Below are 26,343 nucleotides of genomic sequence, written 5' to 3' on the forward strand. Positions count from 1 at the left end.
GATAAGATGCAGGTGGAAAACCAAGCTAATATTCTTCTAGTTGATGACGATGCTAAAAATTTGCTGGCATTAGAAGCAATTTTATCCGATCTCGGACAAAACATCGTCACTGCAACCTCCGGTGAAGAAGCTTTAAAATGCTTGCTCACTCAAGAATTTGCCGTCATCCTTTTAGATGTCAATATGCCCAAACTCGACGGCTTCGAGACGGCAAAGTTGATTCGAGAACGGCAGCGAACCCAACATACGCCGATCATTTTTCTGACGGGAATCGAGAAAAGTGAAATTAAAATTTTTAAAGGGTATACCGTCGGAGCGGTCGATTATTTACTCAAGCCAATCGTCCCGGAAATATTAACCTCCAAAGTTTCTGTTTTTATCGAGCTTTACAAAAAAACAGAAGAAATTAAACGACAAGCGACCCAACTCGCCGAAGCTAATCGGGAATTGGAAAGACAAGCGGTAAAATTGCGCGAACAAGCGCAATTGTTAGAGTTGACTCACGACAGCGTGATCGTTTGCAACCTCCACGGGGTCGTGCAGTTTTGGAACCGGGGCGCCTGCCAGATGTACGGCTGGACTCAGGAAGAAATGCTCGGTCGCAACGCTCACGAACTTCTCAATACCGAGTTTCCCAAGCCCTTAGCGGCGATTCAAGCGGATTTACTTCACGCCGGGTATTGGGAAGGGGAATTAGTGAATTTTTCCCGCGATCGCAGGCGGGTGGTCGTCTCCAGTCGTTGGTCTTTGCAATACGACGAAGCAGGTCGTCCTTGGCGCTGTTTGTTAATTAATAACGACATTAGCGAACGCAAAAAAGCAGAAGTCGAAATCCGTCAGGCGTTAGAAAAAGAAAAAGAACTCAACAAACTGAAAACCAGTTTTATTTCGATCGCCACTCACGAATTTCGCAACCCACTCACGACGATTTTTACCTCTGCCGAGTTGCTCGAACATTACGGTCATACGTGGCTGACCGAGAAAAAGCTCAAGCATTTACATCGTATTCAAACCGCAGCGAGTCACATGGGAATGCTCGTCGATGATGTTTTGAGTTTGAGTAAAGTTGAATCCGGCAAATTGCCGTTTAAACCTACTCCTTTAGATGTCAGTACTTTTTGTCGGGAATTGGTCGAAGAAATAGAAACTGGAGTGGGTAGAGAACACCGGATTAGTTTTAGCGAGCGATCGACTTATTCGCCCTTAGATGCGAATAACTCTTTGCCCTGTCTCGATGAAAAGTTATTGCGGCATATTTTGATTAATTTACTCTCGAATGCGACCAAGTATTCTCCAAAAGGTAGTCCGGTCACGTTTGAGTTGGACTATCGCGAATGCGACGTGTTTTTCCAAATTACCGATCGCGGTATCGGCATTCCTGAAGAAGACCGCGAGCATTTATTCGAGTCGTTCCACCGCGCCCGCAATACGGGCAATATTCCCGGGACGGGATTGGGCCTGAGTATTGTTAAAAAATATGTCGAAGTTTGTGGCGGTCACATCACTTTTGTCAGCGAAATCGGCGTGGGGACGACGTTTAAAGTCACGATTCCCCGTCAGCCTCAAACCCTCGAAGAAGGGGCGAGTAATTGGGTAGTGAGCGCCTGAGCGCCCACTATCGATCCTGGCGGGGGAGAGGCTTAAGGGGTGACGCGATCGCGGCTCACCGTCGCCAACGCTTCCACCAAGCTGCGAACCACCGCCACCATCGCCACTTCGTTATCGAGGCGGTTGATGGCAGAGCCGACGCCAATCCCGGAGGCGCCCGCCGCGATCGCCATCGGCGCCGTGACGCTAGACAGGCCCGACGCACACAACACCGGAACCGAAACGGCTCGGGAAATTTCTGCCGCCGCCGCTAACGTGGGGGCCGCTTTTTCGATCAGACCCAAGGTTCCGGCATGAGTCGGGCTGCTGCTGGTGCCGCCTTCAGTTTGGATGATGTCGGCTCCAGCTTCGACTAACCCTTGCGCGAGCTCGACTTGTTCGTCGAGGGCGAGGATATGGGGAACGGTCACGGAAAGGGTGATTTCCGGCAATAACTGACGGGTTTCGCGGGTCAGTCGCAGCACGTCCTCGGCTTCAAAGCGCAGACCGCGCGCGTAGAAGGCATCGAAGTTGCCGATTTCGATCAGATCCGCACCTGCTTCGACCGGAGCGACGAATTTGGCCGCCTCGACTGCCGAGACGCAGATCGGCAGGTCGGTTAAGCTTTTGGCCAATTGGACTAACGCCGGATCGGCGGCGAGATCGATAAAGGTGGCGCCCCCGCGATCGGCAGCGCGCACGACAGCAGCCACGCGATCGGCGTCAAAATTGGTTAAACCTGCAATAATTTTTAAAGCATTGGCGCGATCGAAAGCGCGTTTTAAGCTGGGATGCATGGTCATTAGATTTTCACTGCAAGAGACTGTGGATAATTTTGACACTGACTGGCTCCAGATACCAAGTTTTCTCCATCAACCTTGATAGGAACACCAATCGCTCCAACTACCCGCGTAAAGTTGGCCGTGAGCAATCCCGGCGAGTTCTAAGGAGAATAGGTTGACGCAGGCGGTCACTCCGGAGCCACAATAGACGATAATTTCTCGACCGTGGGCGATTTCTTGCCAGCGTCGTTGGAGTTCCTCGCGCGATCGCATCCGTCCGCGATCGTCGCTGACCTCTTGCCACGGGTAGTTCACCGCTCCGGGGATATGTCCGGCGATCGGATCGATCGGTTCGTGTTTGCCGAGGTAGCGATCGCGATCGCGCGAATCCACCAGCACCACCCCCGGCAAATCCTTCCGTTCTCTCACTTGCTCGATATTGACCACCCATTGCGATCTCACGTTAGGGATAAATTCCCCGGGCGTCGGATTCGGCAGGGCATCCGTCACCGGATATCCCGCCGTTTCCCAAGCTCGATAACCTCCATCTAACAAGGCGACGCGATCGTGTCCCAAATAGCGCAGCAACCACCAAAAACGCGCCGCAAACGCAAAGCGAGAATCGTCATACACCACCACCTGGGTTTCCCCAGAAGTTATCCCGATCGCACTGAGAGTTTTTGCCAACTTTTCCACATCGGGTAACGGATGACGCCCGCCATGTTCTTTCACCGCAGAAGACAGATCCTCATTCAGATGTAAGTAAAATGCATTCGGAATATGCTGAGTCAAATACTGTCGCCGTCCCAATTCCGGATCGGCTAACGCAAACCGACAATCGACAACTACTAAATTGCGATCGTCAATATGTTCCGCCAACCAGTCTACCGAAACAATCCACTTTGTATCTGTCATAGCCCGATCTTTTCTAACCTTAATACTTCGCTTAGGGTATACATTAGAATGAACTCAGGTTAATTCTAGCCGATTTTTAGCACTAATTTTATTTGGACGATCTGGTGAGGCTTCGAGTCAAGCCCTCCGATTTTAGCCAGATGGGAGGTTGCTACCGATCGCTTTCCAACCTCATTAATCTCTAAAGTTTTGTCCGTGACTAGAAGCTCTATCCCTTGTTAGGCAAATTCTTTAGTCATATTGTTACCCTCGCGGGTCTTTTTTATGCCTGACTCAAATGTTGCAAAAACTCCAGGACTACGCGATCGCTTTGCGCACTACATTCGGTAACGTTGTAATGGTGAATCATGTGGATTCCCTGAGATTGGAAAAGACGATCGGTTGCCCCCTCATCCGCCTCCTCAAAATCCACCGCCAGAATACCTAACTTGCCTTCGTAACAGATAAGAAAATGAGGGTCTTCGTTTTGCCTACCATCTGGAGTAGCTAAGCGCGCCGTAGCCTTTGGGAAAAAGAGAACCCCAGCGCGATCGAGTGCCTCTGCAATCTTCACCTCCGCCAGCGATCGAAACTGCCAACCGTTCCAGGAATAGGAGAGCATTTCAGAAGTTGAATCGGCTGAATCGGCGATCGGATTTACCACCGGTTCCCGGGTTACATCCTCTTCCTCTAATCCAGTCTTATCCTCCGGTTTTTTTGCTTTGTATAAATTGGCTTGACAAAAGTTTGATTCATGTAAGTTGCCAACAACTCTTGTCCCACTAATAGTTGCGCCACTGAGATTCACGCCAATCACGCGATCGCGATGTACAGTTATTTGATTCCGCCGTAAATATCGCTTCAGAACAGACTGGAGATTACCTTTTTTAACCTTTTCTCCAAATGCTTCTGAGAGTAACTTCCAGAGCTTAGCACCCGTTGCCTTAATATATTCATAATCGTATCCAGAGACTTGAGCGATTTCCTGATAAGACTGTCTTCTTTCCCAACATTGACGAAAGATCAACTCTTGAACGTCACTGAGACCAGCATCGTCCTCCAGGACCATTTCCACAAGTGCTAGTGCTTCGTCAACCCTCATCTATCAAGTCCACTCCAGCTTTATTATGTTAATCTCACTAAGGGTTAGGAGGACGTGGTATGCTTTTGCTGGTTCCCTGCAACTTCTTGGCACAAGGAGTCAGTCCGCTAGGCTATCTCCGCCCTGACATTTCCCATCATCCTACCACAACCTGCCAAAAGTTGTTACTTTTTATCACTTTTTATCACTTTTTATCACTGTCGGAACGAAGCCAGGAGTGTTACCGTAGGCAAAAGTTATACGAATTTGAGTGAGGACAACCACATGAATATAAATCATGGTAAACTCTGCGCGGGCGCGATCGCCTTACTTACCACCACTTTGAGTTTGGTGCCCAATCTAGCTGAAGCCAAGAGTCAGGCTTTGACAATAAGTAGAGACTATGTTGGTGATGCTTGCATTGTTTTAGGATCGGTGGACATAGGGACAGAAGTAACAGTTTATTGGGGGGCATTTCGAGGAACAAGGTATGTAGATGCAAACCGAGGCGCGGGCGAAATCTATGGTGTAAATATTTATGCTAAAGGCAATAACGTAGAAAATTTAACTGTTGAGGTTCATGATAAACTTCATCCATATTTGGTGGAGAGTAGATGCCAAGATATAGGAATTCCAGAGCCTTTTTATCTTGACTGGAGACCTTTTTGAATAGCTTCCTGCCATTTATTGTTAAAGGAAAGGAGTTAGGATGATTTTCACGTTTGTTGATGATTATCCCCTCACCTTAATCACACGGCATCATTATTTCTTGAACAGCTTTACTTGAACAGCTTTAGTGATGCCGGGCTTCTTGCCCTACCTCATACTCCAGAGTTGTATATCCAACACACATAGAAAAACTGTTATACTGTCGCAGCCGATTATCTCATAATTGCTTTGCTTTAGCTCCTCATATAAAATAAAGAGACTCGGCCATCTTAATCTCTCTTTCTTGAGCGACGATCGTCTACCGTACTGTGCCCCAAAACAACAAAACCCCCACACAGAAGTGCAGGGGTTTTATCTAAGAAAGAACCGGGCAGCGAGCTATTGTCCCAGGAGGCAACCCTCCAAGTATCGTGGCCGTACTTGAGTTTCACAACCGAGTTCGGGAAGGGATCGGAGTGGGGCCTCAAGGCCATAGGCACCCGGAAAGAGAGAGAAGGAAAAACCTTCAAAAAAGCAAAGACAACCAAGAGAGAAAAGAGGTCAAGCGCTCGGTCGGTTAGTACGTCTCGGCTACATCCCTTGCAGGACTTCCACCTAACGCCTATCAACGGGTAATCTGCCCGGGACCTTACTGGATTAACTCCACCAGAGCACTCATCTTGAGGTGGGCTTCCCACTTAGATGCTTTCAGCGGTTATCCACGCCACACATGGCTACCCTGCGTCTACCGTTGGCACGATAACAGGTACACCAGCGGTGTGTCCCTCCCGGTCCTCTCGTACTAAGGAGGGCGCCTCTCAATGCTCTTACGCCTGCACCGGATATGGACCGAACTGTCTCACGACGTTCTGAACCCAGCTCACGTACCGCTTTAATGGGCGAACAGCCCAACCCTTGGGACGTACTTCCGCCCCAGGTTGCGATGAGCCGACATCGAGGTGCCAAACCTCCCCGTCGATGTGAACTCTTGGGGGAGATCAGCCTGTTATCCCTAGAGTAACTTTTATCCGTTGAGCGACGGCCCTTCCACTCGGAACCGTCGGATCACTAAGGCCGACTTTCGTCCCTGCTCGACTTGTAGGTCTCGCAGTCAAGCTCCCTTGTGCCTTTACACTCGACGGCTGATTTCCAACCAGCCTGAGGGAACCTTTGCGCGCCTCCGTTACCTTTTAGGAGGCGACCGCCCCAGTCAAACTGCCCACCTGAAACGGTTCCTCCCCCCGCTGAGGGGTCGAGGTTAGACTTCTAGCTTCGCCAGAGTGGTATCTCAGTGATGGCTCCAGTTTCCCCGCAAGGAAACCTTCCACGCCTCCCACCTATGCTGCGCAAGCGAAGCCCGAAGCCAATTCCAGGCTACAGTAAAGCTTCATAGGGTCTTTCTGTCCAGGTGCAGGGAGTCCGTATCTTCACAGACAATCCTATTTCGCCGAGCCTCTCTCCGAGACAGCGCCCAGATCGTTACGCCTTTCGTGCGGGTCGGAACTTACCCGACAAGGAATTTCGCTACCTTAGGACCGTTATAGTTACGGCCGCCGTTCACCGGGGCTTCGGTCGCCAGCTTTACCCCGCAGGGCTGACCGACTTCCTTAACCTTCCGGCACTGGGCAGGCGTCAGCCTCCATACAGCGTCTTGCGACTTGGCGGAGACCTGTGTTTTTGGTAAACAGTCGCCTGGGCCTCTTCACTGCGACCCCCCATCAGGGGGCACCCCTTCTCCCGAAGTTACGGGGCCATTTTGCCGAGTTCCTTAGAGAGAGTTAGCTCGCGCCCCTCGGTTTTCTCAACCTCCCTACCTGTGTCGGTTTCGGGTACAGGGAATTGAAGCTTATGGCGGTTGGGGCTTTTCTTGGAAGTTCGATCTGTACCACTTCGACCTCGTAAGGTCTCGTACTCGTGCCTTAACTCCCGACGTTTTCGCCGTCGGTCTTCGTCTCGAACACTTGAACCGGTAACCAACTTCCGGCTGGTCTCGACCCACTCCGTCCTCCCGCGCCAACTCCAATCCGTACGGGAATGTTCACCCGTTGTCCATCGACTACGCCTTTCGGCCTCGCCTTAGGTCCTGACTAACCCTCCGCGGACGAACCTGCCGGAGGAACCCTTAGGGTTTCGGGGCATTGGATTCTCACCAATGTTTGCGCTACTCAAGCCGACATTCTCACTTCCCCGACGTCCACACCTGCTCTCGCTAGTGCTTCTCCCGTCGGGGAACGCTCCCCTACCAACGATTGCTCGTTCCACAGCTTCGGTAGACCGCTTAGCCCCGTTCATTTTCGGCGCCAGAGCGCTTGACCAGTGAGCTATTACGCACTCTTTCAAGGGTGGCTGCTTCTAGGCCAACCTCCTGGTTGTCTGTGCACTCTCACCTCCTTAATCACTGAGCGGTCATTTGGGGACCTTAGCTGGTGGTCTGGGCTGTTTCCCTTTCGACGATGAAGCTTATCCCCCACCGTCTCACTGGTCGCTTTCTTGACGAGTATTCTGAGTTTGTCTCGATTTGGTACCGCTCTCGCAGCCCGCACCGAAACAGTGCTTTACCCCTCGTCATCATCTTCGACCGCTGCGCCTCAACGCATTTCGGGGAGAACCAGCTAGCTCCGGGTTCGATTGGCATTTCACCCCTAACCACACCTCATCCGCCGATTTTTCAACATCGGTCGGTTCGGACCTCCACTTGGTGTTACCCAAGCTTCATCCTGGACATGGTTAGATCACCCGGGTTCGGGTCTATTAAACGAGACGGTTTACGCCCTGTTCGGACTCGCTTTCGCTCGGGCTGCGGCTCTTTGGCCTTAACCTAGCCTCGTCTAATAACTCGCCGGCTCATTCTTCAACAGGCACGCGGTCAGACGTTTAATCGTCCTCCCACTGCTTGTAGGCTAACGGGTTCAGGTTCTATTTCACTCCCCTGCTCGGGGTTCTTTTCACCTTTCCCTCACGGTACTGTTTCGCTATCGGTCACGTCGGAGTATTTAGCCTTACGAGGTGGTCCTCGCTGATTCACACGGAATTCCACGGGCTCCGTGCTACTCGGGATTCGACTGAGGCGTTGGCGGTTTCGACTACGGGACTTTCACCCCCTCTGGTGCGGTATTCAGCCGCTTCGTCTACTGCCTCTACTCTCGTTGTTGCCGTCCCACGACCCCGATGACTTAATGTCTTCGGTTTAGGCTGTTCCCGCTTCGCTCGCCGCTACTGAGGGAATCGATTTTTCTTTCTGTTCCTCTGGTTACTAAGATGTTTCAGTTCGCCAGGTTCGCTCGTTCCCATCTATGGATTCGATGGGTCGTGCTTGGGGTTGCCCCATTCGGAGACCTCCGGCTCGATGCTTGTTTCCAGCTCCCCGGAGCGTTTCGTCGGTCACCACGTCCTTCTTCGCCTCGACGTGCCTAGGGATCCACCGTTAGCCCTTTGTAGCTTGACCACTTTTGGCTTGTTCTAGGATTTTTTTCCCTATGCTTTTCTCTTGGTGTCTATGCTTTTTTCAAGGTTCTTTGCTGGGTTTCAATCCAGCATTCCGTTTCTCTACTCCGGCTCTTTGTTGCCTTCTAGATGACGGGTGCTGTGTTGAATTCGCTTTGAGCTAACTTAATCTTTGAACTCGATGGTTGGTGGAGGTAAGCGGACTCGAACCGCTGGCATCTGCCTTGCAAAGGCAGCGCTCTACCCACTGAGCTATACCCCCTCCGGTTCTAGGTGGGCCATCCTGGACTCGAACCAGGGACCTCACCCTTATCAGGGGTGCGCTCTAACCACCTGAGCTAATAGCCCTCGCTGCGAACCGCACTAAGAGTTTGACAGTCTTTTTCTGATTTTCCTTCTCTAACCTCGACCGACCTCGGGATTCTCTGGTTTTGGGGGGTCTTGATTGCCTCTCCCTTTTCCAAAGTTGGGTCTCCCTTAAAGGAGGTGATCCAGCCACACCTTCCGGTACGGCTACCTTGTTACGACTTCACCCCAGTCATCAGCCCGGCCTTCGGCATCCCCCTCCTCGTAAGGTTAGGGTAATGACTTCGGGCCTGGCCAACTTCCATGGTGTGACGGGCGGTGTGTACAAGGCCCGGGAACGTATTCACCGCCGTATGCTGACCGGCGATTACTAGCGATTCCTCCTTCATGCAGGCGAGTTGCAGCCTGCAATCCGAACTGGGGCAAGGTTTTCGAGATTCGCTTGCACTTGCGTACTTGCTGCTCTCTGTCCTTCCCATTGTAGTACGTGTGTAGCCCAGGACGTAAGGGGCATGCTGACTTGACGTCATCCCCACCTTCCTCCGGTTTGTCACCGGCAGTCTCCCTAGAGTTCCCATCTTACTGCTGGCAACTAAGGACGAGGGTTGCGCTCGTTGCGGGACTTAACCCAACATCTCACGACACGAGCTGACGACAGCCATGCACCACCTGTGTTCGCGCTCCCTAAGGCACCCCCAGGTTTCCCCGGGGTTCGCGACATGTCAAGCCCTGGTAAGGTTCTTCGCGTTGCATCGAATTAAACCACATACTCCACCGCTTGTGCGGGCCCCCGTCAATTCCTTTGAGTTTCACACTTGCGTGCGTACTCCCCAGGCGGGAGACTTAACGCGTTAGCTCCGGCACGGCCCGGGTCGATACAGGCCACACCTAGTCTCCATCGTTTACAGCTAGGACTACAGGGGTATCTAATCCCTTTCGCTCCCCTAGCTTTCGTCCCTCAGTGTCAGTTTCGGCCTAGCAGAGCGCTTTCGCCACCGGTGTTCTTCCCAATCTCTACGCATTTCACCGCTACACTGGGAATTCCCTCTGCCCCTACCGTACTCTAGCTGTTCAGTTTCCACAGCCTTTTCGGGGTTGAGCCCCGACCTTTGACTGCAGACTTGAACCGCCACCTGCGGACCCTTTACGCCCAATAATTCCGGATAACGCTTGCCTCCTCCGTCTTACCGCGGCTGCTGGCACGGAGTTAGCCGAGGCTTTTTCCTCGGGTACCGTCAGTTCTTCTTCCCCGAGAAAAGGAGTTTACAACCCAAGGGCCTTCCTCCCCCACGCGGTCTTGCTCCGTCAGGCTTTCGCCCATTGCGGAAAATTCCCCACTGCTGCCTCCCGTAGGAGTCTGGGCCGTGTCTCAGTCCCAGTGTGGCTGCTCGTCCTCTCAGACCAGCTACCGATCGTTGCCTTGGTAGGCTTTTACCCTCCCAACTAGCTAATCGGACGCGAGCTCTTCTGTAGGCGGTTTCCTTTTTACCTCTCGGCTTATTGGGTATTAGCTGTCGTTTCCAACAGTTATCCCCATCCTTCAGGTAGATTCTCACGCGTTACTCACCCGTCCGCCACTGACTTCCGAGGAAGTCCGTTCGACTTGCATGTGTTAAGCAGACCGCCAGCGTTCATCCTGAGCCAGGATCAAACTCTCCGTGTTATCCTCTTCTTTTCAGAAAAGAATTGAAGAGCTGATTTCGCTCTTGTTTTTGAGGTCTGAAAACAGACCTCTGTTTTAGTTTCTTTTGACGAGGTTGTTGTCGGTCAATCCGACTGTCAAACTCTTGTGTTGTCTAGGTTCGGTCGCTCGCTCGCGGCGCGCTGCCGCTCTCAAGCGCTTTACTAATCTAGCAACCCCCTCTTTCTCTGTCAACCCTTTTTGGGAAAAAATTTTTTCGGGGGGTTTTGGGGGCTTGGATTGCCTGGATTTTCGTTGGTGCAGCTGTCGATAATTGAAGCGAGAAGAACTAACAACCCCTTCGTCCCCTCGATCGCCCCTAACCCCCTGGCAATCCACTCGGCACGTTCGGCATCGAGCTACCAACTATCTATAGGTAACTCAAAATCGACGATCGCCTGTTGGATGAGGGTCGATGCCAGGTCGGCGCGAGCGAGGCTGGAGCCATTAGGAAGCTGTAAGGGAAAGGGTTCGGCGGTGTCACCTTCGGGATCGGGGACGATCGATCCGGACTCGGAGGGGGCGATCGCTGTGGCGGTCGATTGCTGGGGCAAACCCTCAAACGGCTTGCGATCTACCATCGGGCAAGGTTATTTAACCTTGCCATTGCCACGGCTGCCGTTCTTGACTGGCAAGGGCGATCGTGGTACGAAGCTATCCCCACCTGCCTTCGGCGAGGTGGGGGTGTCAGTGCTAACCTGGAACGGTGCTAGTCCACAGGTCACACAAACAAGCCCAGCTTCTAGGCGAACGTCCAGACTTTTGGCTGGAACGCTCCTCACTGTCCTTTCGGCAAGTAAGCTGAAGAATGCCTCGGGCAGCAATGTTGAGCGCCCCATTGAGGTCGGTGTTGTACCGCTTGCCCGAAAAAAATTTAGCCAGCGCATAGTTTTTGGAGTCCCGCCGCACCACCCCACTCCCGTCATAGGCAAGCTTTGAGGTATAGGCGGCAACGACATCCACGACCTTACCGCCCATCTCTTGCCACTTCATCTCGGTAAAATCTCGAATCATACCCTTGAGCCACCCGTGAAAGCGTTGGCGCAGGTTAGACCGTTTTTGTCCACCCTTGGCTTTCCATCCTTTCAGGTTCTCAAAAACAATGGCATCGGCCTTGAATTGTCGGGCAATTTGCACGATACGCTTCGAGACGATCTGCCCGATTTGACGGTTGATGTTACGGCATTTGCGATAGGTATTAGAACAGAAGCCTTTTTGAAGACTTCCGCCTTTTCCCATTGTCTTACTGGCTCGTTTCGATACCGATTTCAGCCGTTGGTCTCGACGGTCGCCGTTCCGCAGGACGCAGGTTCCTGCGGCTGCGGCGACTTCGTCTATGTCTCTTCCTGGGTGAATAAATTCACGATGGATTACAGTGCCGTCAAAATTCACGACTGCTACGGTTGCGGTGGTGTTAATACCCAGGTCAACACTAACCACAGTGCCATCTTGCTCCCGTTGGGGTGGATGGCACTCAAATGGGACCGAGAGGTGACAAGCATTTTTCTCCTCATTAAAAATGAGGGAAGGTGACAGCAGTTTGTTGCTGTCTACCGTATGTCGTTCTCGCAGACCAGTAATTTGAACGGTCGTCCAGACCCAATCCGTCCCGTTAAATACTTTGATGGAGCTGCGATCGTAGCCCTGTAGTTTGTAGCATTGACCTTTGTACAATACGGGATAACATTCGGTATTCGCATTCAGGACAGGTGGCTTGGCCTGGCGATGTCGGCGAATGCCACTTTGCCATTCCCCCTTCGCCCCCCTTGGCAAGGGGGGCGAAGGGGGGGTTAACAATAGAGTTAAAATTTCTACCTAAAGTTTCTTAAACTTACTCACTTTTTATGCTCAAATGAAGATTTGAGTAAGTCTCGGAGGACTGAAGCCGCAAAAATCGCGGATTTCATCATCTCCATTGTTTTCTACTCGTCTTTATGGTAGCTGAAGTTAGCCGAACAAAAAGAGGGTTGAGGAGTTAAAAAAAGTCAGTGAAAGGCTTTAAGACCAAACTAGACTTAAATAACCGACAACGAACGCTGATGGCGAAACACGCAGGAGTCGCTCGACACGCTTGGAATTGGGGACTGGCTACCTGTAAGGAAACATTAGAAGCTGGAGGTAAACTCCTGAGTGCTATAGACTTACACAAAAGATTAGTCGCCGAGGTAAAAAGTCAGAATCCTTGGTACTATGAAGTCTCCAAATGTAGCCCTCAAGAAGCGTTGCGTCACCTCAGTAAAGCGTTTAAGCGAGTTGGGCAAGTCAACGGAACAGGTTTCCCCAAGTTTAAGAAAAAGAAGGTCAAAGATAGTTTTTACCTGGAAGGAAGCATTAAAATTTCCGGTTGTTGGGTAAAGCTACCTCGGATCGGTTGGGTAAAAAGCCACGAACAGTTACCGCCAGTCTATCTTAAAAACGTCACGATCGGTAAACGAGCAGGGGACTGGTATATTGCCTTCAAAATTGATTTTGAACCATCCCCCCAACCCCCCTTTGAAAGGGGGGCGAAGGGGGATAGGGAGCGGATTGGGGTAGATGTAGGAATTAAAACTCTGGCCACCCTGAGCGATGGTAAAATCTATCCCAATCCGAAAGCTTATCGTCAGGCCAAGAAAAAACTGGCCAAACTCCAGAAAGAACTAAGCCGCCGTCAAACAGGAGGTAAAAATCGAGAAAAAACTAAACTCAAGTTAGCTAAAGCCCACCGACGCATCGCGGATATTAGAGCCGACCATTTACACAAGTTAACAACTTACTTAGCCAAGAACCACGGCGAAGTAAAAATTGAAGACTTAAATGTGTCAGGAATGCTCAAAAATCACAAGCTGGCTGGTGCGATTGCGGATGGTGGGTTTGATGAGTTCCGTCGTCAGCTTGAGTATAAATGCGAGTGGTATGGGAGCAAATTAACGCTGATTGACCCGTGGTATCCCAGTTCGCAGATCTGTTCTAGCTGCGGACACCGACAAAAAATGCGCCTGGACAAAAGACAGTATGATTGTCCGAACTGTCACGCCTCCATAGATCGTGACTTAAATGCGGCAATTAATTTGGAAAACGCGGAGAGCTCAGCCGTGTAAGCAAGCGTGATGGAAAGGTCTCGGAAGATCCAAGCTAGGAACTAAACATCAAATGATTAAGTTTGAGTAAGTTTTAGAGAGCGGATGCTACTGACCTGTCCGGCGGCGAAGACAATTGCAGCTCTTCGGTAGTAGCTGGGGAATTTGTAAAAGGTCGAGTCGAACTGAGGATATTTAGGGTGGGAATTCTGTGCGGTGTGGTGAATCAGTTTCTCAACCGCCAGTACTCGTTTTTGGCTGGACAACCCCGCCAGATCGGATCAATGGCTAAACACAATTCCGACCAAGTGCCGACACCCACGACGATAGACCTTAACCGTCTCGCGAAACAGCCGTCGCTGTTCTTTTGTGGGGTTAAGACTCCATTTATCGGTACGAACAAGCGGGCCAGGTTTCTGGATTCTCATAACGGTATGATAACTCTATCTTGAGTTGGTGCCGCTTCTTGACCCCCACTTGCTGACGCGAGGTGGGGGAATGCGTCGCTCTTTTTGTTCAAATTATTGCGGTTGATGTCCGTTGGAAAAAATCCAGGCTACAATCAACTCACTCCATCAATCCCAGCCATTGGCAGATTGTATGACCAAGATATAGGATAAGGGAATAGCAATGGTCTCGTACCCTTTCTAGGTTCTAGTTTTTCTCGAAGTGAGAAAGGAACTAACCAAACTACGAGGGCTTCGCTCTTTTAACGAATGGGTTGGCGATCGCCGAAGGTCTTCAAGCCGATCGAGCCGACGTGGAGCGCGTTCGACGCCATGGCCCAGCCCCTCGATATGTGCTTTCGAGCCGTCAAATTTTCGCTCGCTTGCTGTATAAATTCATCCAGCCAGCGAGCGAATGGAATCGCCGTATATGACGTTATAAGAAATGCCCAGTAAACCCGTCACTTTAAGGCTACCGGAAGAACTCTTAGCCGCGATCGACGCGCAAGTAGAAATGAGCGAGAGCAATCGCACGGATGTTGTCGTCGAAGCATTAGAACAAGTGTTTTCTAAACGAGGCAGCGAGTCGGAAAAAACGGTCGATGAAGCCCATTTATGCAAGCGGATCGATCGGTTAGAACGGCGAGTGAGCCAGCTTGAAGCGAAAATCGGCGATCGCGAGCGCTTGTTGGAGCGAGAAATGCAATCGACAGGAGTAATCGCACGAAAGACAGCGAAAAGTAACAACAATTGTGCGACTACTTCTCCTGCTGAGATCGCGGCAGGGGAAAGTTCGTTCGACCCACCAACGGATACGGAGGCGAGTAGCGCACTCGGGAAAGCGCCGAAACGGGCTGGTGAATCGGTCAAAGAAATCCGGCAGGTCAAAGGCAAGGGGACTTTGAAATCGACTAAGACCAATCAAAAGAGGGCGATCGCGGAAAAGTCTTCCAAGCAAGGGGGCAGCGAATGGTTGGCCGTCAAAGAAGCATTCGAGCAGTTAGGGGGCGATCCGAGCGATGTCAATGCTGTGGTGACCAGTCTCGATGGCAGCCGTTCGGTTAAATTCAATCGCTTTCGGGTACTGAGTGCGTCGGACTATCAAGCCTTCGGGTTGGAGTTTCGCCCCGATCGCCGACGGCGGAGATTGCCCTGTTTGCGGCTGTTGTAGCGATCTCGCCGGGCGGCGATCGATTCTCAAGATCGGACAATCTCAAGATCGGATTAAAGCTGGGATTTGCTATCGCGCACGGCAGCAAAAAAGAGAACGGCTCCGAGGGGGATACTCAGGGTTAAAATAATCCCCGTGGTCAGCGAGCCGAGTTCCGGTTCTCCGGACGATAATTCAAAGATCGAGCCGACGGCGGCGATCGCGGCGATACAAGACCCCATCAAAAACAACGAACTTTTAGGTGTAACGAACATGGGAGTATGAGTAAGTAAACAAATTCCAACCAATTGAAACCACCGAACGGCGAGACCGTCGCCTCTTTCGAGAGGAGAAGGATCGACCCGAGGGGTCGCCTTCGTCCTCCTGGTTTTCCCTAAGCCACCCGCTTCACCGCTTGTAGGGAAAAGCCGTGTTTTGAAAGCTGTTCGGTCAGCGCTAGGGTATTTTCGACGCGATCGACAAACAGAACGCCGTGAAGGTGATCCATCTCGTGCTGGATGCAACGGGCTAACAAGCCACTGGCTTTGAGGTTCTGAGGGCGTCCGTGTTCGTCTTTAAAAGAAACTTCGATCGCGCTGGGACGTTTGACATCTAAGTAAACGTTGGGAATGCTCAAACAGCCTTCCTCGTAAACGCACTCGTCCCGAGAATATTTCTTAATTTTGGGATTGATCAACACGAAAGGCGGCGTCGCCGCATTATCCGGTTCGCAGTCTACGACGATCGCCTGTTTGGTAACGCCGACTTGCGGGGCAGCTAAACCAATCCCGTCCGCCGTGTACATGCTGGCGAGCATTTCGCGCACTAACTGGCGCACTTCGTCATCGACGCGAGCAACCCGCTTGGCTGACTGGCGTAAAACGCGATCGCCGAGAAAGTGGATCGTCAGGGGTGGCTTATCTAACTTCGTCTTCTCGACGAGAATTTCAGAAGTCATAGGCTCCTTTTTGTTTTCGTTATCTTTCTTAATCATACAAAAGCTGCCAGACCTCTTGACAAATACTCGTCGAGAAAATCTGGCAACTTGGCTCAACCGATCGAGGCGATCGCCCGTTTAGGGATAGTTAAACAAAATGAGCGTTCCGACCCCAGAACCGCCGACGTCGTAAGGCGGGAACGTGGTTGGGGTCAATTCTAAAATCACCGTTTCGACAAAGGATTCCTCGCCGGGATTCGAGCCTGTCGGAATGCCATCATCGAGAGGACTAATGTTAATGGTGGCGCGATCGGTTCCTGCGGGAATCGTCGCCGTTCCAGCCAGCGCTTCAAAGTCCACCCCTGGGGTAGCCGAACTCAGATCCGAGACCGAATAGCTGACGGTAAGGGCATCTCGCTTGTCACCGAGGCGACGCAACGTAAATTGACCGTTGCCTTCGGGACCGCCTTCTGCCGCTTCCGGATCGGTCGGCGAGATAAAGACTGTAGGAATGTCATTATCGGCGATCGTCACGGCTGCACTCTCTTCACCTCCAATGGTGTAGTCCGGCGGCCCTCCTGTCAGCGTTAATTCGATAATTTCGTCGAGTTCGCTTTCGTTATCGTCGATGGGGGTAATGTCGATGGTCGCATCGGCTTGGTTGGCGGCAATAGTGACCGTTCCGGTAATCGGATCGAAATCTTCCCCACTGTTGGCCGAACCGCCGACACTGTAGGTCACCGTCAAGGGCTCGGGATCGTCAACGATCGGATTGCCGAGAGAATCTTGGCGGGTGATGGTAAAGCGTCCGGCATTGCCATCTTCGCTGGCATTTGGCGTTGTTGCGGCGATCGTCACCACAGGCAGATCGTTATCGACAATTTCAATGTCTGCGGTTGATTGTGGGCCGACGGCAGCGATGACGGTTGCATCTGTCGAAGTCGGATTGACTAAGCTGGCTTGGAATAACTCGTTCGCTTCCGCATCCGTATCGTCATTGATGCTGATATTGACGGTCTTTTCGGTCTCGTTGGGTGCAAACGTCAGGGTTTGAACCGTATTGTTGAAATCGACGCCAGCCGCCGTAAAATCAGTTCCTCCCGTGGCTCCTTCGGCACCCGTGCCATTGGCAAAGGTGACATCGACGGTCGCCCCGGCGGTCAAATTGCCGGAACGCGAGACAGTTACTTGAGCGTCGGTCGGCGTGCCATCTTCTGCGTAACTGTAAGTCGCCCCAGTAAATTGGAGGATGGTGCGATCGGGATCGTCGTCATCCTCAATGGTCAACACGGCTTCCGTGGTTTGACCCACCCGAGGTCCGACGAGGGTTAATGTCAGGGTTTCGTTATTTTCGGGAAGGGCATCGGCATTGACGGGAATGCGAATCTGCTTCGGTGCGGTATCTCCGTCAGCAAAGCTGACCCCAATGGCGCTGTTGTTGTAGTCCACTCCAGCCGCAAATGGCTCCGATCCGCCCGTAGCCGCATCCACGGGCGGTGTAGCATTCGGGTTGGCCGGACCGTCGCTGAGGGTGACCGTCGCTTCCAAGACCCCATCACTGCCGTTAGAACGGGTCACCGTGACGACGACCGCCGTACTGTCGTCTTCTAAAACAGTGTAGGTGGGAGAACTAAAGGCTAAGTTCCCGGGGACTTCGTCATCGACAATGGTGAGGGTGGCGGTACGTTGGGCGCCGATGCTAGCTCCTCCCGTCGGATTGGCCAGGGAAAGATTGATGGTTTCGTCGCCTTCTGCCAGTTCGTCTTGGGTGATGGGAATGGCGATCGTTTGAGAGGTTTGCCCATCTTGAAATTCGACGGAAATCGGCGCATCCTGATAGTCATCGGGAGACGTGGCCGTTCCGTTACTCAGGGAGATACTGGCACCGACGGCGCCCAAATCGCCGCCCGTTCGGATAATCGTTACTGCGGTGACTGGGGTACCATCTTCGTTGACTTGGAAGTTCGCCGCGCCAAATTGTAAGGTACCTGGTTCGTCGGGAAGTTCCGGTTCCGTGGGGTCTGTGGGGGTCGGATCGATCGCGGGGGGTTCTTCAAGGGGAGGCAGCCCGGAATCACCGCCAGGAGGTGCGGGCGGCGGCGGGGGCGGCGGGGGCGGCGGCAGGAAGTCGGAGCGATCGATCGTGCTGGCGTTAACTCCTTGGAGAATAATGACATTCCCGGTGAGCAGTTCGCGAACGACCGTATTGCCCGCATTTTCATTAATGCCTTGGCGGATATCGACATCTTCAAACTGCAGTCGTCCGGTGAGCTGAATGAAGTCTTCGCCATCGGTAAAGTCGGTGACTAAGTTGGCTTGGGCCGGGTCGAAGTTACTGATGCCTTCTCGCAGGACAAATTTATCGGAGCCTTGTCCGCCTCGGAGGGTATCGCTACCGAGATCGCCGTCGAGAACGTCGTTCCCTTCGTTCCCGACGAGGGAATCGTTATCTTTCCCTCCTTGGAGGGTTTCGTCGCCTGCGCCACCGACGAGAATGTCGTTGCCTTGATTGCCGCCGAGGACGTTATTACCTGCGATGCCGAAGATGACGTCGTTGCCTTCTCCCCCGAAGGCGGTGTCGTTCCCTTCGTCGGCGGATACAGTATCGTCGCCTTTATCGCCGAAGAGGAGGTCGTTATTTTGGCCGCCATAAACGAGGTCGTTGCCCTGACCGCCATAAACGGTGTCGGTACCTTGATTGCCGTACAGGACGTCGTTATCGGTGTTACCGAATAAGAGGTCGTTGTTGGCGCCACCAATGAGGGTATCGTTTCCGTCTTCACCGAAGAGCAGATCGTTGACTTGCAGTTCGATGAGGTTGAAGGGGAGACTGACGGCTTGGAAGGAGGATTCTCCTTGTTCGATGAGATCGCCTCGGATTAGGTCGTTGCCGCTTCCGCCGGAGAGGGTATCGTTACCTTGACCGCCGTCGATGAAGTCGTTGCCTTCTTCTCCGTAGACGACATCGTCTCCAGCGTCGCCGAAGGCGGTGTCGTCGCCTGTGGAACCGTAAACGGTATCGTTGTGGTTGTTGCCGTAGAGCAGGTCACTGCCGTCGGCCCCCAAGAGGATGTCTGAGTCTTGACCGCCGTAGAGGGTATCGTTTCCTCCTTCTCCGTCTAGGGTGTCTAGACCTTGGTTGCCGTGGATTTCGTCGTTCCCGAGTCCCCCCTGGAGGTAGTCGTTGCCGAAGGGGTCGAGTAAGGCGGATCTACCGTTGTTGTTGGCATCGCCGAAGAGGCGATCGTTACCGGAGCCGCCCCTAACGGTGTCGTTGTTGGCTCCGCCATATACGGAGTCGTCGCCTTCGTTCCCGTCGAGGATGTCGTTCCCTTGGTTACCGAAAATTAAATCGTTGCCTGAGTCTCCGGATAGGGTGTCGTCGGTGAAGGATCCGATAATAGTGTCGTTGCCTTGAAGGGCGTTAAAGTTTTCTCCGTTGGAGAAATCCAGGAAGATGCCTTCGGACGAGTTGGATTGAGTTTGCTGCGCTGTAGACCCCGCGATCGAATCGTTGTTAGCGAGGGAGAAGGTCTCCTCTGTGTTGCCTGGCATGTTTTGAATCTCCTAATTTGCAGAATCGTCAAGTTGAGAGCGGGTGTGTGAGGATCTCAGTGCGTGCAAATTCACTTGTCGAAGATTCGGTTTCCTCGCGATGTCCGTCGGTGGTTATTCGCGAGGGGTTTCGCAAACGATTGAGATGCACCTGACGGGGGAGAATACGGGGAAGTTGGCGGGGAAACTCGGGTCGGTTACTTCAGGGTGAATACCCAAGGGGTGGGTAGGCTGCTGAAGTGGCGATCGCCCCAAATCTTTCGGTTGAGTGAATTGTAGACCGATAACTCCCTCGATTTAGCTCGGGACTCGGGATGTGGCACCGATTGTCATAAATTTTGGTTGTCGTTATTGTCGTTTATAAGTTCCTTTTTTCCGGCGATCGGGCAATTCCCCAAACGCTCATAAAGCTTACCTGGTGTTGGCCTGAGCGAGCAATATTTGGCGATCGCCACGGGATCCCACGGCAGCACCGATCTTGTAAGGCGGAGGAGATCGCCGCAATCTGCATTCCGCAACTATAGATCCCGCTAGATTTCTATACTGCTTTCAAGCAATATTTGTTCTCGATCGCGATGTGGCAGGAGTAACTTGCTTTGGGATTGATTTGTCGGGATCGTCCGGGTTAAAGGTGAGTGCGTAATTGTTATCAAAAACATTCTCGCTTCAACTTGGCTGTTTGGTGCTTCGGGAACTTGGATTCGGGTCAAAAGAGTGGGTTGAGGTGGATTATACCCACAATGCTGGAAAAATCTATCATTATCTTTGTAGAATTACCGACTGACCCTATTTTGACGGTTAAATTTGACAATTTTGGTTCAATAAAATCCCGAAGTCTAGCGGAAGATAATTTTGTTTGGTCAGCGATCGAATGTATCCAAAGTCACATTTTTTGGGGAATTGAGATTGAGAGGGGCGATCGCTCTATCTGAAAATTGCGATTGAGGTCAGTTAAAAAGGATTGGGAAAATTTTTTAAAATTCTTAAAGTAGCAGGTAAAATTTTGATTTCATCATCTAAATTGACGAGATATTTGCCAACTGGGGCAATAGATCGATTTAAATCGTTGGATGCTCTTCAATTCGCATATAAATCAACTAATTCCCCAATGAGAGAGCATGAATGATGAACTTAGAACCCTTCAACATGATTGGAAAGGCGATCGCTTCCCGTGAATCTCCTGGGGGGGAGAAAGACGGTATCTTTCTCCACCGAAAAATCTAGACAATATGTTTAATTGTAGATGCTTTACCAGCACTCTTCCCCCAGGCCATGAAAGTGACTAGATGCCCTGACATTTAACGTTTAACGTTGGTAATGGGCCTGCAATAACCCTTGAGCGCGGGGTTTAAAAATAAGATAGAAGAGCGCTTCAAGATAGCGAAGCAAATCCTCTCGATTTTCTTTGGAGGTATAATTCCAAAACCCGTAAATCTTCGCGAGAGAGAGCAACCGGGTCGTGTGAATTTTCCAGGTGTAGGCGCTGTAAACCCGTTCCATTGCCCGTTCTGAAATTTCTTCCCAATAATGGGGATGTTCGTCACATTTAGAGACAAATTTGAGAATTTTGTCTGCAGTTTCTTCCAAGTTCGTGGGATTGATATAGAACCCGTTAACCCGATCTTGAATAATTTCCAACGGTCCGCCGAATTGAGTGGCAAACGTAGGCAAGCCAGAAATCATAGCTTCTAAGATCGTCAAACCGAAAGCTTCAAACAGTGCAGGCTGGACGAAAACGCCTTTGCGATCGGCAATTACGCGATAAATTTCGCCGGAATCGGCTTTCGGCAACCGCACGCCGAGCCAGCGAACTTTCCCTTGCAGTTCGTATTGGTCGATAATGTGGTAAAGCTTCTCAATTTCCGCAATTTCTTCGGAGTCGGTAGAATCTTCAGTGCGTAATTTCCCGGCGATCAAAATCAGATTGCAGCGCTCTTGCAGTTCGGGACTTTGGCCGAAACATTCGGCGAGTCCGGTGAGATTTTTAATTCGATCCAAGCGAGCCATTGAGAAAATCGGGCGCTTCTTAGGATCGTCGAGATTGCCGTAAATTTGGGAGGGGTCGTCCAAAGTAAAGAGCATTTCTTCGAGACGCTCCGCATTGGCGGGGATGCGGTCTTCTTTGCGCTTGTAAGGGAAGTAAACGGCTTCATTGACCCCGGGAGGAACGACGTTAAATTTAGGCGAAAATAGCTCGATCCCGTTAACGACGTGATAGAGATCGGGCATGGTGAAACAGGCGTAGGATTCGTATTGACCGATGCTGTCGGGGGTACCGACAATTTCCTGATAAGTACTGCTAATCACGAAATTCGCCGCATTCATGGCGATCAAGTCGGCGGTGAACTGTAGGGAGAAATGATATTGATTTTCCAGGTCTTGCCAGTAGAGGTTACTAAACAGGTACTTGGATTTTTCCAGGGCGTGAGCGATATTGCATTGGGTGACGTTGAGACGTCGGGCCATGAGGAAGGCGACTAAGTTGCCGTCGGAATAATTACCGATAATCAGGTCCGGTTTCCCTTTAAATTCGGCGAGTAGCTCGGTTTCGGCGTCGATGACGAAGGTTTCGAGGTAGGGCCAAATCTCGAAGCGAGAGATCCATTTTTGGGTGACGTGGGGGTTGAATTCGCGGAAGGGAACGCGCAAAATCCAGCCGTTATCGGTACCGCGAACTTTTTCGAGTCGTTCGTCACACCGGGTTCCTTCGGCTTCGGGGATCGAGCGGCTGAGGATGATGACTTTAGGATGGACGCCGAGAACGTCTAAACCTTGGTCGTGGAATTCTTGTTGGAGGCGTTTTTCGAGGCTGCGGGCTTGGTCGAGGACGTAGACGACTTGACCGCCTGTGTCGGGACGACCGAGGACGCCTTCTTGACCGAACCAACCGTGGACGGAGATCAAAACGACGCGGAAAATCATCGGAATCCGCGAAATGAAGGATTCCAAGACGGCATCGTCGGGGGAGTCGATCAGTTCGTCAAGAATTTCGAGGGTTTCGCGAACGCGAACGGCGGTGTTGCCCCAACCGGGTTCAAATCCGATCTCTTGAAGGTCGAACCGGAAGTTGTCAAAGGGGTCGTCGTCGGGGCGTTGGGAGACGAAGCCGATGGCTTCTTTGACTCGTTCGGAGAGTTCGCGGCGGTTTTTGATCCGTTCGTTGATCAAAAGCTGCAAGCCGTTGTAAGAATGGAGGCTGAGAAATTCAAAGAGCATTTCCAGCCACTGACGGGGGTCTTGGAAGAGTTTACTCGACAGGTAGCGGTTGAGGAATTGGACGCCTTTGCCGATATTTTTCGGATCGCGGATGGTGGGGGAGTAGTCGTAGAAGGGTTGGAAGTCGAGTTCGAGGACGTCGCCTTCGCTGGGATGGTGGCGGTCTACGAAACGATCGCGCAGGTCGAGCAAATCTTGGACGGTCATCGGTTCGACGGTAAGATCTTCGTCAATCCGATAGACTTCTTGGGAGGCGATCTTGGGACGAACGATCATGCAGATGCTTTCGTCTTCCAAGATCATCTCTTGGGTGTAGTAGAGGAGTTTTCCGAGATAGGAGGAGTGGTAAAAATAGGAGGGTTTTTGATGCTCTTCGCAGTATTCGGCGAAGGCGCGCTCGATATCGTTACGGAGGAGATAGCGCTTCTCGGAACTGCGTAATTCGCTGGCAAATTGCCGCAAATCACTTTTTTCGTCACATTTGAGGACGGATTTGATCAATTCGGACATGAAGCCTCGCTTAAAATTTCTTTGTTCGATCGTTTTGGGTTCGGCTTTTTAATTGTAGCGATCGCTCAACTATAGCCGACTCGGACGATCGAACTCATTTTACCGAACGATGCATCTTACGAAAGGCCGTACAAATCTCCGTATTTCTCTCGGATGTAATGAATAAAGGGGTTTACACTGAGCGATTGACCCGTGACGCGCTGGAGGCATTCGTTGGCGGTGTATTTACTTCCGTGACGGTAAATATTGCGTTTGAGCCACTGGTGTAGGGTTTGCAAGTTACCGCGTTCGATATCGACGGGAATTTCGGGATCTTCTGCGATCGCCTGTTGATAAAATTGCACGCTCATCAAATTTCCCAGGGTATAACTTTGGAATCGGCCACCGATCGCCCCGTCGTACCAGTGAACGTCTTGCAGTACGCCGTCGCGATCGCTGTCGGGGACGATCCCGAGGTCTTGGCGATAGCGTTCCCGCCAAGCTTCGGGAAGGTCGCGAACGCTCAATTTTCCTTCGAGCAGAGCCAGTTCGAGATCGAAACGAATGGCGACGTGCAGGTTGTAAGTCACTTCGTCGGCGTCGGTACGGATGAGCGATCGCCGGACTTTATTGATGGCGCGATAGAATTTTTCGGTGGAAATCTGCCCGAGTTGGGACAGAAATACACCTTGCAACTGATTGTAAAAATATTCCCAAAATCCCCGACTGCGGGCGACGATGTTCTCCCACAAGCGGGACTGACTTTCGTGGAGTCCACTGGAGGCCCCCCGACCGAGGGGACTGGCTTCAAAAGCTTCGCTAATCCCTTGTTCGTATAAGGCGTGTCCGGCTTCGTGGATGCTGCTAAACAAAGCTTGTCCGAGATGGGATTCGTATACGCGGGTGGTGATGCGAACGTCGCCGAGGGAGAATTTTGTCATGAACGGGTGCAGGGTTTTATCCTGGCGTCCCCGGCTGAAGTCGTATCCCATCCGGGCGATCGCCCGATGGCAAAACAGCAATTGGCGCTCTTCGGGGAAGTGCTGGTGCAAGCAGGAGTCGTCTATTTCACGACGATCGCCGATCGCCTCGACAATCGGCACTAACTGCGATCGCAATTGCTCGAATAACGGTTTCAATTCGGCGACGGTGTAACCGTAATCGGCACTCTGGATCGCCGAATCGGCAATATGGTCGCTCTCTGGGAAGAAACTGGCCCGCTCTCGGCTCAGTTCTAATGTTTTTTCTAAATAGGGTCGGACGATCTCGAAATCGTCGGCTTGTCGCGCTTTGGCCCATGCTTCGTAACAGGTGGCCCGATGTTGGGAAAATTCGGCGAGAAAGGCGGCGGGAATGCGGACGGCGCGATCGTAGTCCCGCCGCACGATCCGGATCAAACTGGCTTCGTCGCTGTCGTAGGGGCGATCGCGGTATTCGAGTTCCAAGCTTTCGAGCAGTTCGCCCATTTTCGGATCGGTAAATTTAGCGTGAGCCAATTGTCTCAGGGTCGCTAACTGCCGAGCGCGCGCGCTGGCCCCACCTGGAGGCATGTAGGTCACTCGATCCCAGTTCAATACCGCCGCAGCTCCTTCTAAATCGGCGATTTCGCGTAGGCGCTGTTGCAATTGAGCCAGTAAGGGTTCGTTATTTTCCGAGGTTGGCACGATTGGGGAGTCGATAGATAGAATCTTCTAGGTTATAGTTTGCCATCTCGTGCCGCTTTCTGTTGGCTTGGCGCTGCGATCGCCCGGGTCTGACTCCGTCGCCCTACATCAAGGCTTGAAAGCGCGGATCGCCCTGGAGGACGGCCCATGCGAGATCGGCCAAGCGCTCGCGGGCGATCGCGCGTCGAACGTACAAGGCGCGTTCCAAACTATCGATCGCCTGCTCTCGCTCTCCCCGTTCTAAATAATAGCGACTGCGGTCGTACCAGAGTTCCCCCTCTTCGGGATCGAGGGCGATCGCCCGCTCGAAGTCGGCTTGCGCTTCCTGATGGCGTCCGGCGTCCCCCAGGGCCACGGCGCGAGCGTGCCGTAGCCAACGGTTTAAATAGCTGTATTGGTCACAATCGGGCGTTTTCTGGGACTGAAGGGCGATCGCGCGGTCGTAACTGGCGATCGCCTCCTCGTGATGCCCCAATTGCTGCAACACCTGACCCCGTTGATACCAACTCCACTCCTGTTCGCCGTTGAGGTCGAGGGCTTCGTCGTAACTGGCGAGGGCTTCGGTCCAGCGCTCTAAGTCGCTCAGGGCGATCGCGCGATCGTACCAAATCCGCTCGTCTTCGGCGTCGATCTCGATGGCGCGGTCGTAAGCGGCGATCGCCCCTTCGGCGTCGCCGAGTAAGTCGAGGACGCGCCCGTAACGATACCAAACCGTGGCGTCCTCCGGGTCAATCCCTAACACTCGTCGGTAACTACTCAGGGCTTCGTCGTAACGGCGCATCTGCTCTAAGGTCTCGCCGCGACGGTACCAGGCCCAATCGTCTCCCGGGCGGATTTCGAGGGCGCGGTCGTAACTGGCGATCGCCTCGTCGAGCCATCCCGCCTCGCGCAAGGCTCCCGCACGACGATACCAGGCCCAGTAATCATCCGGTCGGATATCTAAAGCGCGATCGTAACTGACGATCGCTTCTTCCGGGCGATCGCTCTGGTCGAGCATGATGCCAATTTGATAGTAAACCCAATAATCTCCCGGTCTGGCGGCTAAAGCTCGCTCGAAACTGGCGATCGCTTCTTCGTAACGCCCTAAATCTCCCAAGACGTTGCCGATCTGATACCACGCCCAATAATCTTGCGGTTGATATTCCAGGGCTTTGTCATAATATCCTAACGCTTCGTGGTAATGCCCCCCATCTCTCAACTGATTCCCTTGCTGGTAGCAATCCCAGTAATTATCCGGTCGAGACTCCAAAGTGCGCTGGTAATTGGTCGTCAGTTCGTTCATCTTCCTGGACTCCCGGGGTGAGCCAACCCGAATTCAAGTGGTTCCTACTCACCAGGATACTGCGCCCAAACCCCTTTCGTTCGAGTTCTCGTGCGAAGATGGAGAACCGTCATCCGCTTAAG

Annotated in this window: 16 protein-coding genes, 2 tRNA genes and 3 rRNA genes; 4 read left to right on the forward strand and 17 right to left on the reverse strand. The window is 52.2% G+C overall.

Features of this window, described 5'->3' with window-relative positions:
- Positions 1 to 6 precede the first annotated feature (6 nt).
- A complete protein-coding gene (locus HCG48_RS05820) occupies positions 7 to 1,608 on the forward strand; it encodes a sensor histidine kinase (protein WP_168568303.1) in 1,602 nt (533 codons plus the stop codon).
- 32 nt (positions 1,609 to 1,640) lie between these two features.
- Here HCG48_RS05820 and HCG48_RS05825 read toward each other — a convergent pair whose 3' ends face one another.
- From HCG48_RS05825 to HCG48_RS05835, 3 genes are all read right to left on the reverse strand, one after another.
- Complete coding sequence (locus HCG48_RS05825) at positions 1,641 to 2,390, reverse strand: DUF561 domain-containing protein (RefSeq protein WP_168568304.1); 750 nt, start codon at positions 2,388 to 2,390, stop codon at positions 1,641 to 1,643.
- A gap of 69 nt (positions 2,391 to 2,459) precedes the next feature.
- Positions 2,460 to 3,284: a sulfurtransferase gene (locus tag HCG48_RS05830; protein WP_168568305.1), complete on the reverse strand. Its 825-nt coding sequence runs from the start codon at positions 3,282 to 3,284 to the stop codon at positions 2,460 to 2,462.
- A gap of 262 nt (positions 3,285 to 3,546) precedes the next feature.
- Positions 3,547 to 4,365, reverse strand: a complete 819-nt coding sequence (locus HCG48_RS05835) for a helix-turn-helix domain-containing protein (protein WP_168568306.1) — start codon at positions 4,363 to 4,365, stop codon at positions 3,547 to 3,549.
- 264 nt (positions 4,366 to 4,629) lie between these two features.
- On the opposite strand from HCG48_RS05835, the gene HCG48_RS05840 reads away from it, so the two are divergent.
- Positions 4,630 to 5,013, forward strand: a complete 384-nt coding sequence (locus tag HCG48_RS05840; RefSeq protein ID WP_168568307.1) for a hypothetical protein — start codon at positions 4,630 to 4,632, stop codon at positions 5,011 to 5,013.
- Positions 5,014 to 5,378: 365 nt separating this feature from the next.
- Here HCG48_RS05840 and rrf read toward each other — a convergent pair.
- The 7 genes from rrf to HCG48_RS05875 form a co-directional block, all read right to left on the reverse strand.
- Positions 5,379 to 5,496, reverse strand: a 5S ribosomal RNA gene (gene rrf, locus HCG48_RS05845).
- A 53-nt stretch (positions 5,497 to 5,549) separates the two neighbouring features.
- Positions 5,550 to 8,437: ribosomal RNA gene (locus tag HCG48_RS05850) — 23S ribosomal RNA — on the reverse strand.
- A gap of 185 nt (positions 8,438 to 8,622) precedes the next feature.
- Positions 8,623 to 8,698, reverse strand: a tRNA-Ala gene (locus tag HCG48_RS05855).
- A 12-nt stretch (positions 8,699 to 8,710) separates the two neighbouring features.
- Positions 8,711 to 8,784: transfer RNA gene (locus HCG48_RS05860), tRNA-Ile, on the reverse strand.
- A 131-nt stretch (positions 8,785 to 8,915) separates the two neighbouring features.
- Positions 8,916 to 10,405, reverse strand: a 16S ribosomal RNA gene (locus HCG48_RS05865).
- The 16S, 23S and 5S rRNA genes sit together here with 2 tRNA genes alongside, the layout of an rRNA operon.
- Before the next feature lie 377 nt (positions 10,406 to 10,782).
- Positions 10,783 to 11,004: a hypothetical protein gene (locus tag HCG48_RS05870; protein WP_168568308.1), complete on the reverse strand. Its 222-nt coding sequence runs from the start codon at positions 11,002 to 11,004 to the stop codon at positions 10,783 to 10,785.
- Between the two features lie 112 nt (positions 11,005 to 11,116).
- A complete protein-coding gene (locus HCG48_RS05875; protein ID WP_511048736.1) occupies positions 11,117 to 12,220 on the reverse strand; it encodes an IS200/IS605 family accessory protein TnpB-related protein in 1,104 nt (367 codons plus the stop codon).
- 191 nt (positions 12,221 to 12,411) lie between these two features.
- Between HCG48_RS05875 and HCG48_RS05880 the strand changes: the two genes are divergently transcribed.
- Complete coding sequence (locus tag HCG48_RS05880) at positions 12,412 to 13,503, forward strand: RNA-guided endonuclease InsQ/TnpB family protein (RefSeq protein WP_168568309.1); 1,092 nt, start codon at positions 12,412 to 12,414, stop codon at positions 13,501 to 13,503.
- Between the two features lie 56 nt (positions 13,504 to 13,559).
- On the opposite strand, the gene HCG48_RS27085 is transcribed toward HCG48_RS05880, so the two are convergent.
- Complete coding sequence (locus tag HCG48_RS27085) at positions 13,560 to 13,748, reverse strand: hypothetical protein (RefSeq protein WP_511048737.1); 189 nt, start codon at positions 13,746 to 13,748, stop codon at positions 13,560 to 13,562.
- Between the two features lie 625 nt (positions 13,749 to 14,373).
- On the opposite strand from HCG48_RS27085, the gene HCG48_RS05890 reads away from it, so the two are divergent.
- Complete coding sequence (locus HCG48_RS05890; RefSeq protein ID WP_168568310.1) at positions 14,374 to 15,099, forward strand: ribbon-helix-helix domain-containing protein; 726 nt, start codon at positions 14,374 to 14,376, stop codon at positions 15,097 to 15,099.
- Positions 15,100 to 15,152: 53 nt separating this feature from the next.
- Here HCG48_RS05890 and HCG48_RS05895 read toward each other — a convergent pair whose 3' ends face one another.
- From HCG48_RS05895 to HCG48_RS05920, 6 genes are all read right to left on the reverse strand, one after another.
- Positions 15,153 to 15,353 carry a hypothetical protein gene (locus HCG48_RS05895; protein WP_168568311.1) on the reverse strand — a complete coding sequence of 67 codons (201 nt, stop codon included), beginning with the start codon at positions 15,351 to 15,353 and terminating at the stop codon, positions 15,153 to 15,155.
- 119 nt (positions 15,354 to 15,472) lie between these two features.
- On the reverse strand, positions 15,473 to 16,036 hold the full coding sequence (def, locus tag HCG48_RS05900; RefSeq protein WP_168568312.1) for a peptide deformylase: 564 nt from the start codon (positions 16,034 to 16,036) through the stop codon (positions 15,473 to 15,475).
- 117 nt (positions 16,037 to 16,153) lie between these two features.
- Positions 16,154 to 19,570, reverse strand: coding sequence for a Calx-beta domain-containing protein (locus tag HCG48_RS05905; protein WP_168568313.1), 3,417 nt, complete (start codon positions 19,568 to 19,570; stop codon positions 16,154 to 16,156).
- A 1,305-nt stretch (positions 19,571 to 20,875) separates the two neighbouring features.
- Entirely contained in the window at positions 20,876 to 23,296 is a 2,421-nt protein-coding gene (locus HCG48_RS05910; protein ID WP_168568314.1) for a sucrose synthase, read from the reverse strand.
- Positions 23,297 to 23,412: 116 nt separating this feature from the next.
- On the reverse strand, positions 23,413 to 24,939 hold the full coding sequence (locus tag HCG48_RS05915) for a carboxypeptidase M32 (protein WP_168568315.1): 1,527 nt from the start codon (positions 24,937 to 24,939) through the stop codon (positions 23,413 to 23,415).
- Between the two features lie 103 nt (positions 24,940 to 25,042).
- Positions 25,043 to 26,221, reverse strand: a complete 1,179-nt coding sequence (locus HCG48_RS05920; RefSeq protein WP_168568316.1) for a tetratricopeptide repeat protein — start codon at positions 26,219 to 26,221, stop codon at positions 25,043 to 25,045.
- Positions 26,222 to 26,343: the final 122 nt, after the last annotated feature.

Origin of the sequence: Oxynema aestuarii AP17 (genome assembly GCF_012295525.1) — a bacterium.
Taxonomy (GTDB): Bacteria; Cyanobacteriota; Cyanobacteriia; order Cyanobacteriales; family Laspinemataceae; genus Oxynema; species Oxynema aestuarii.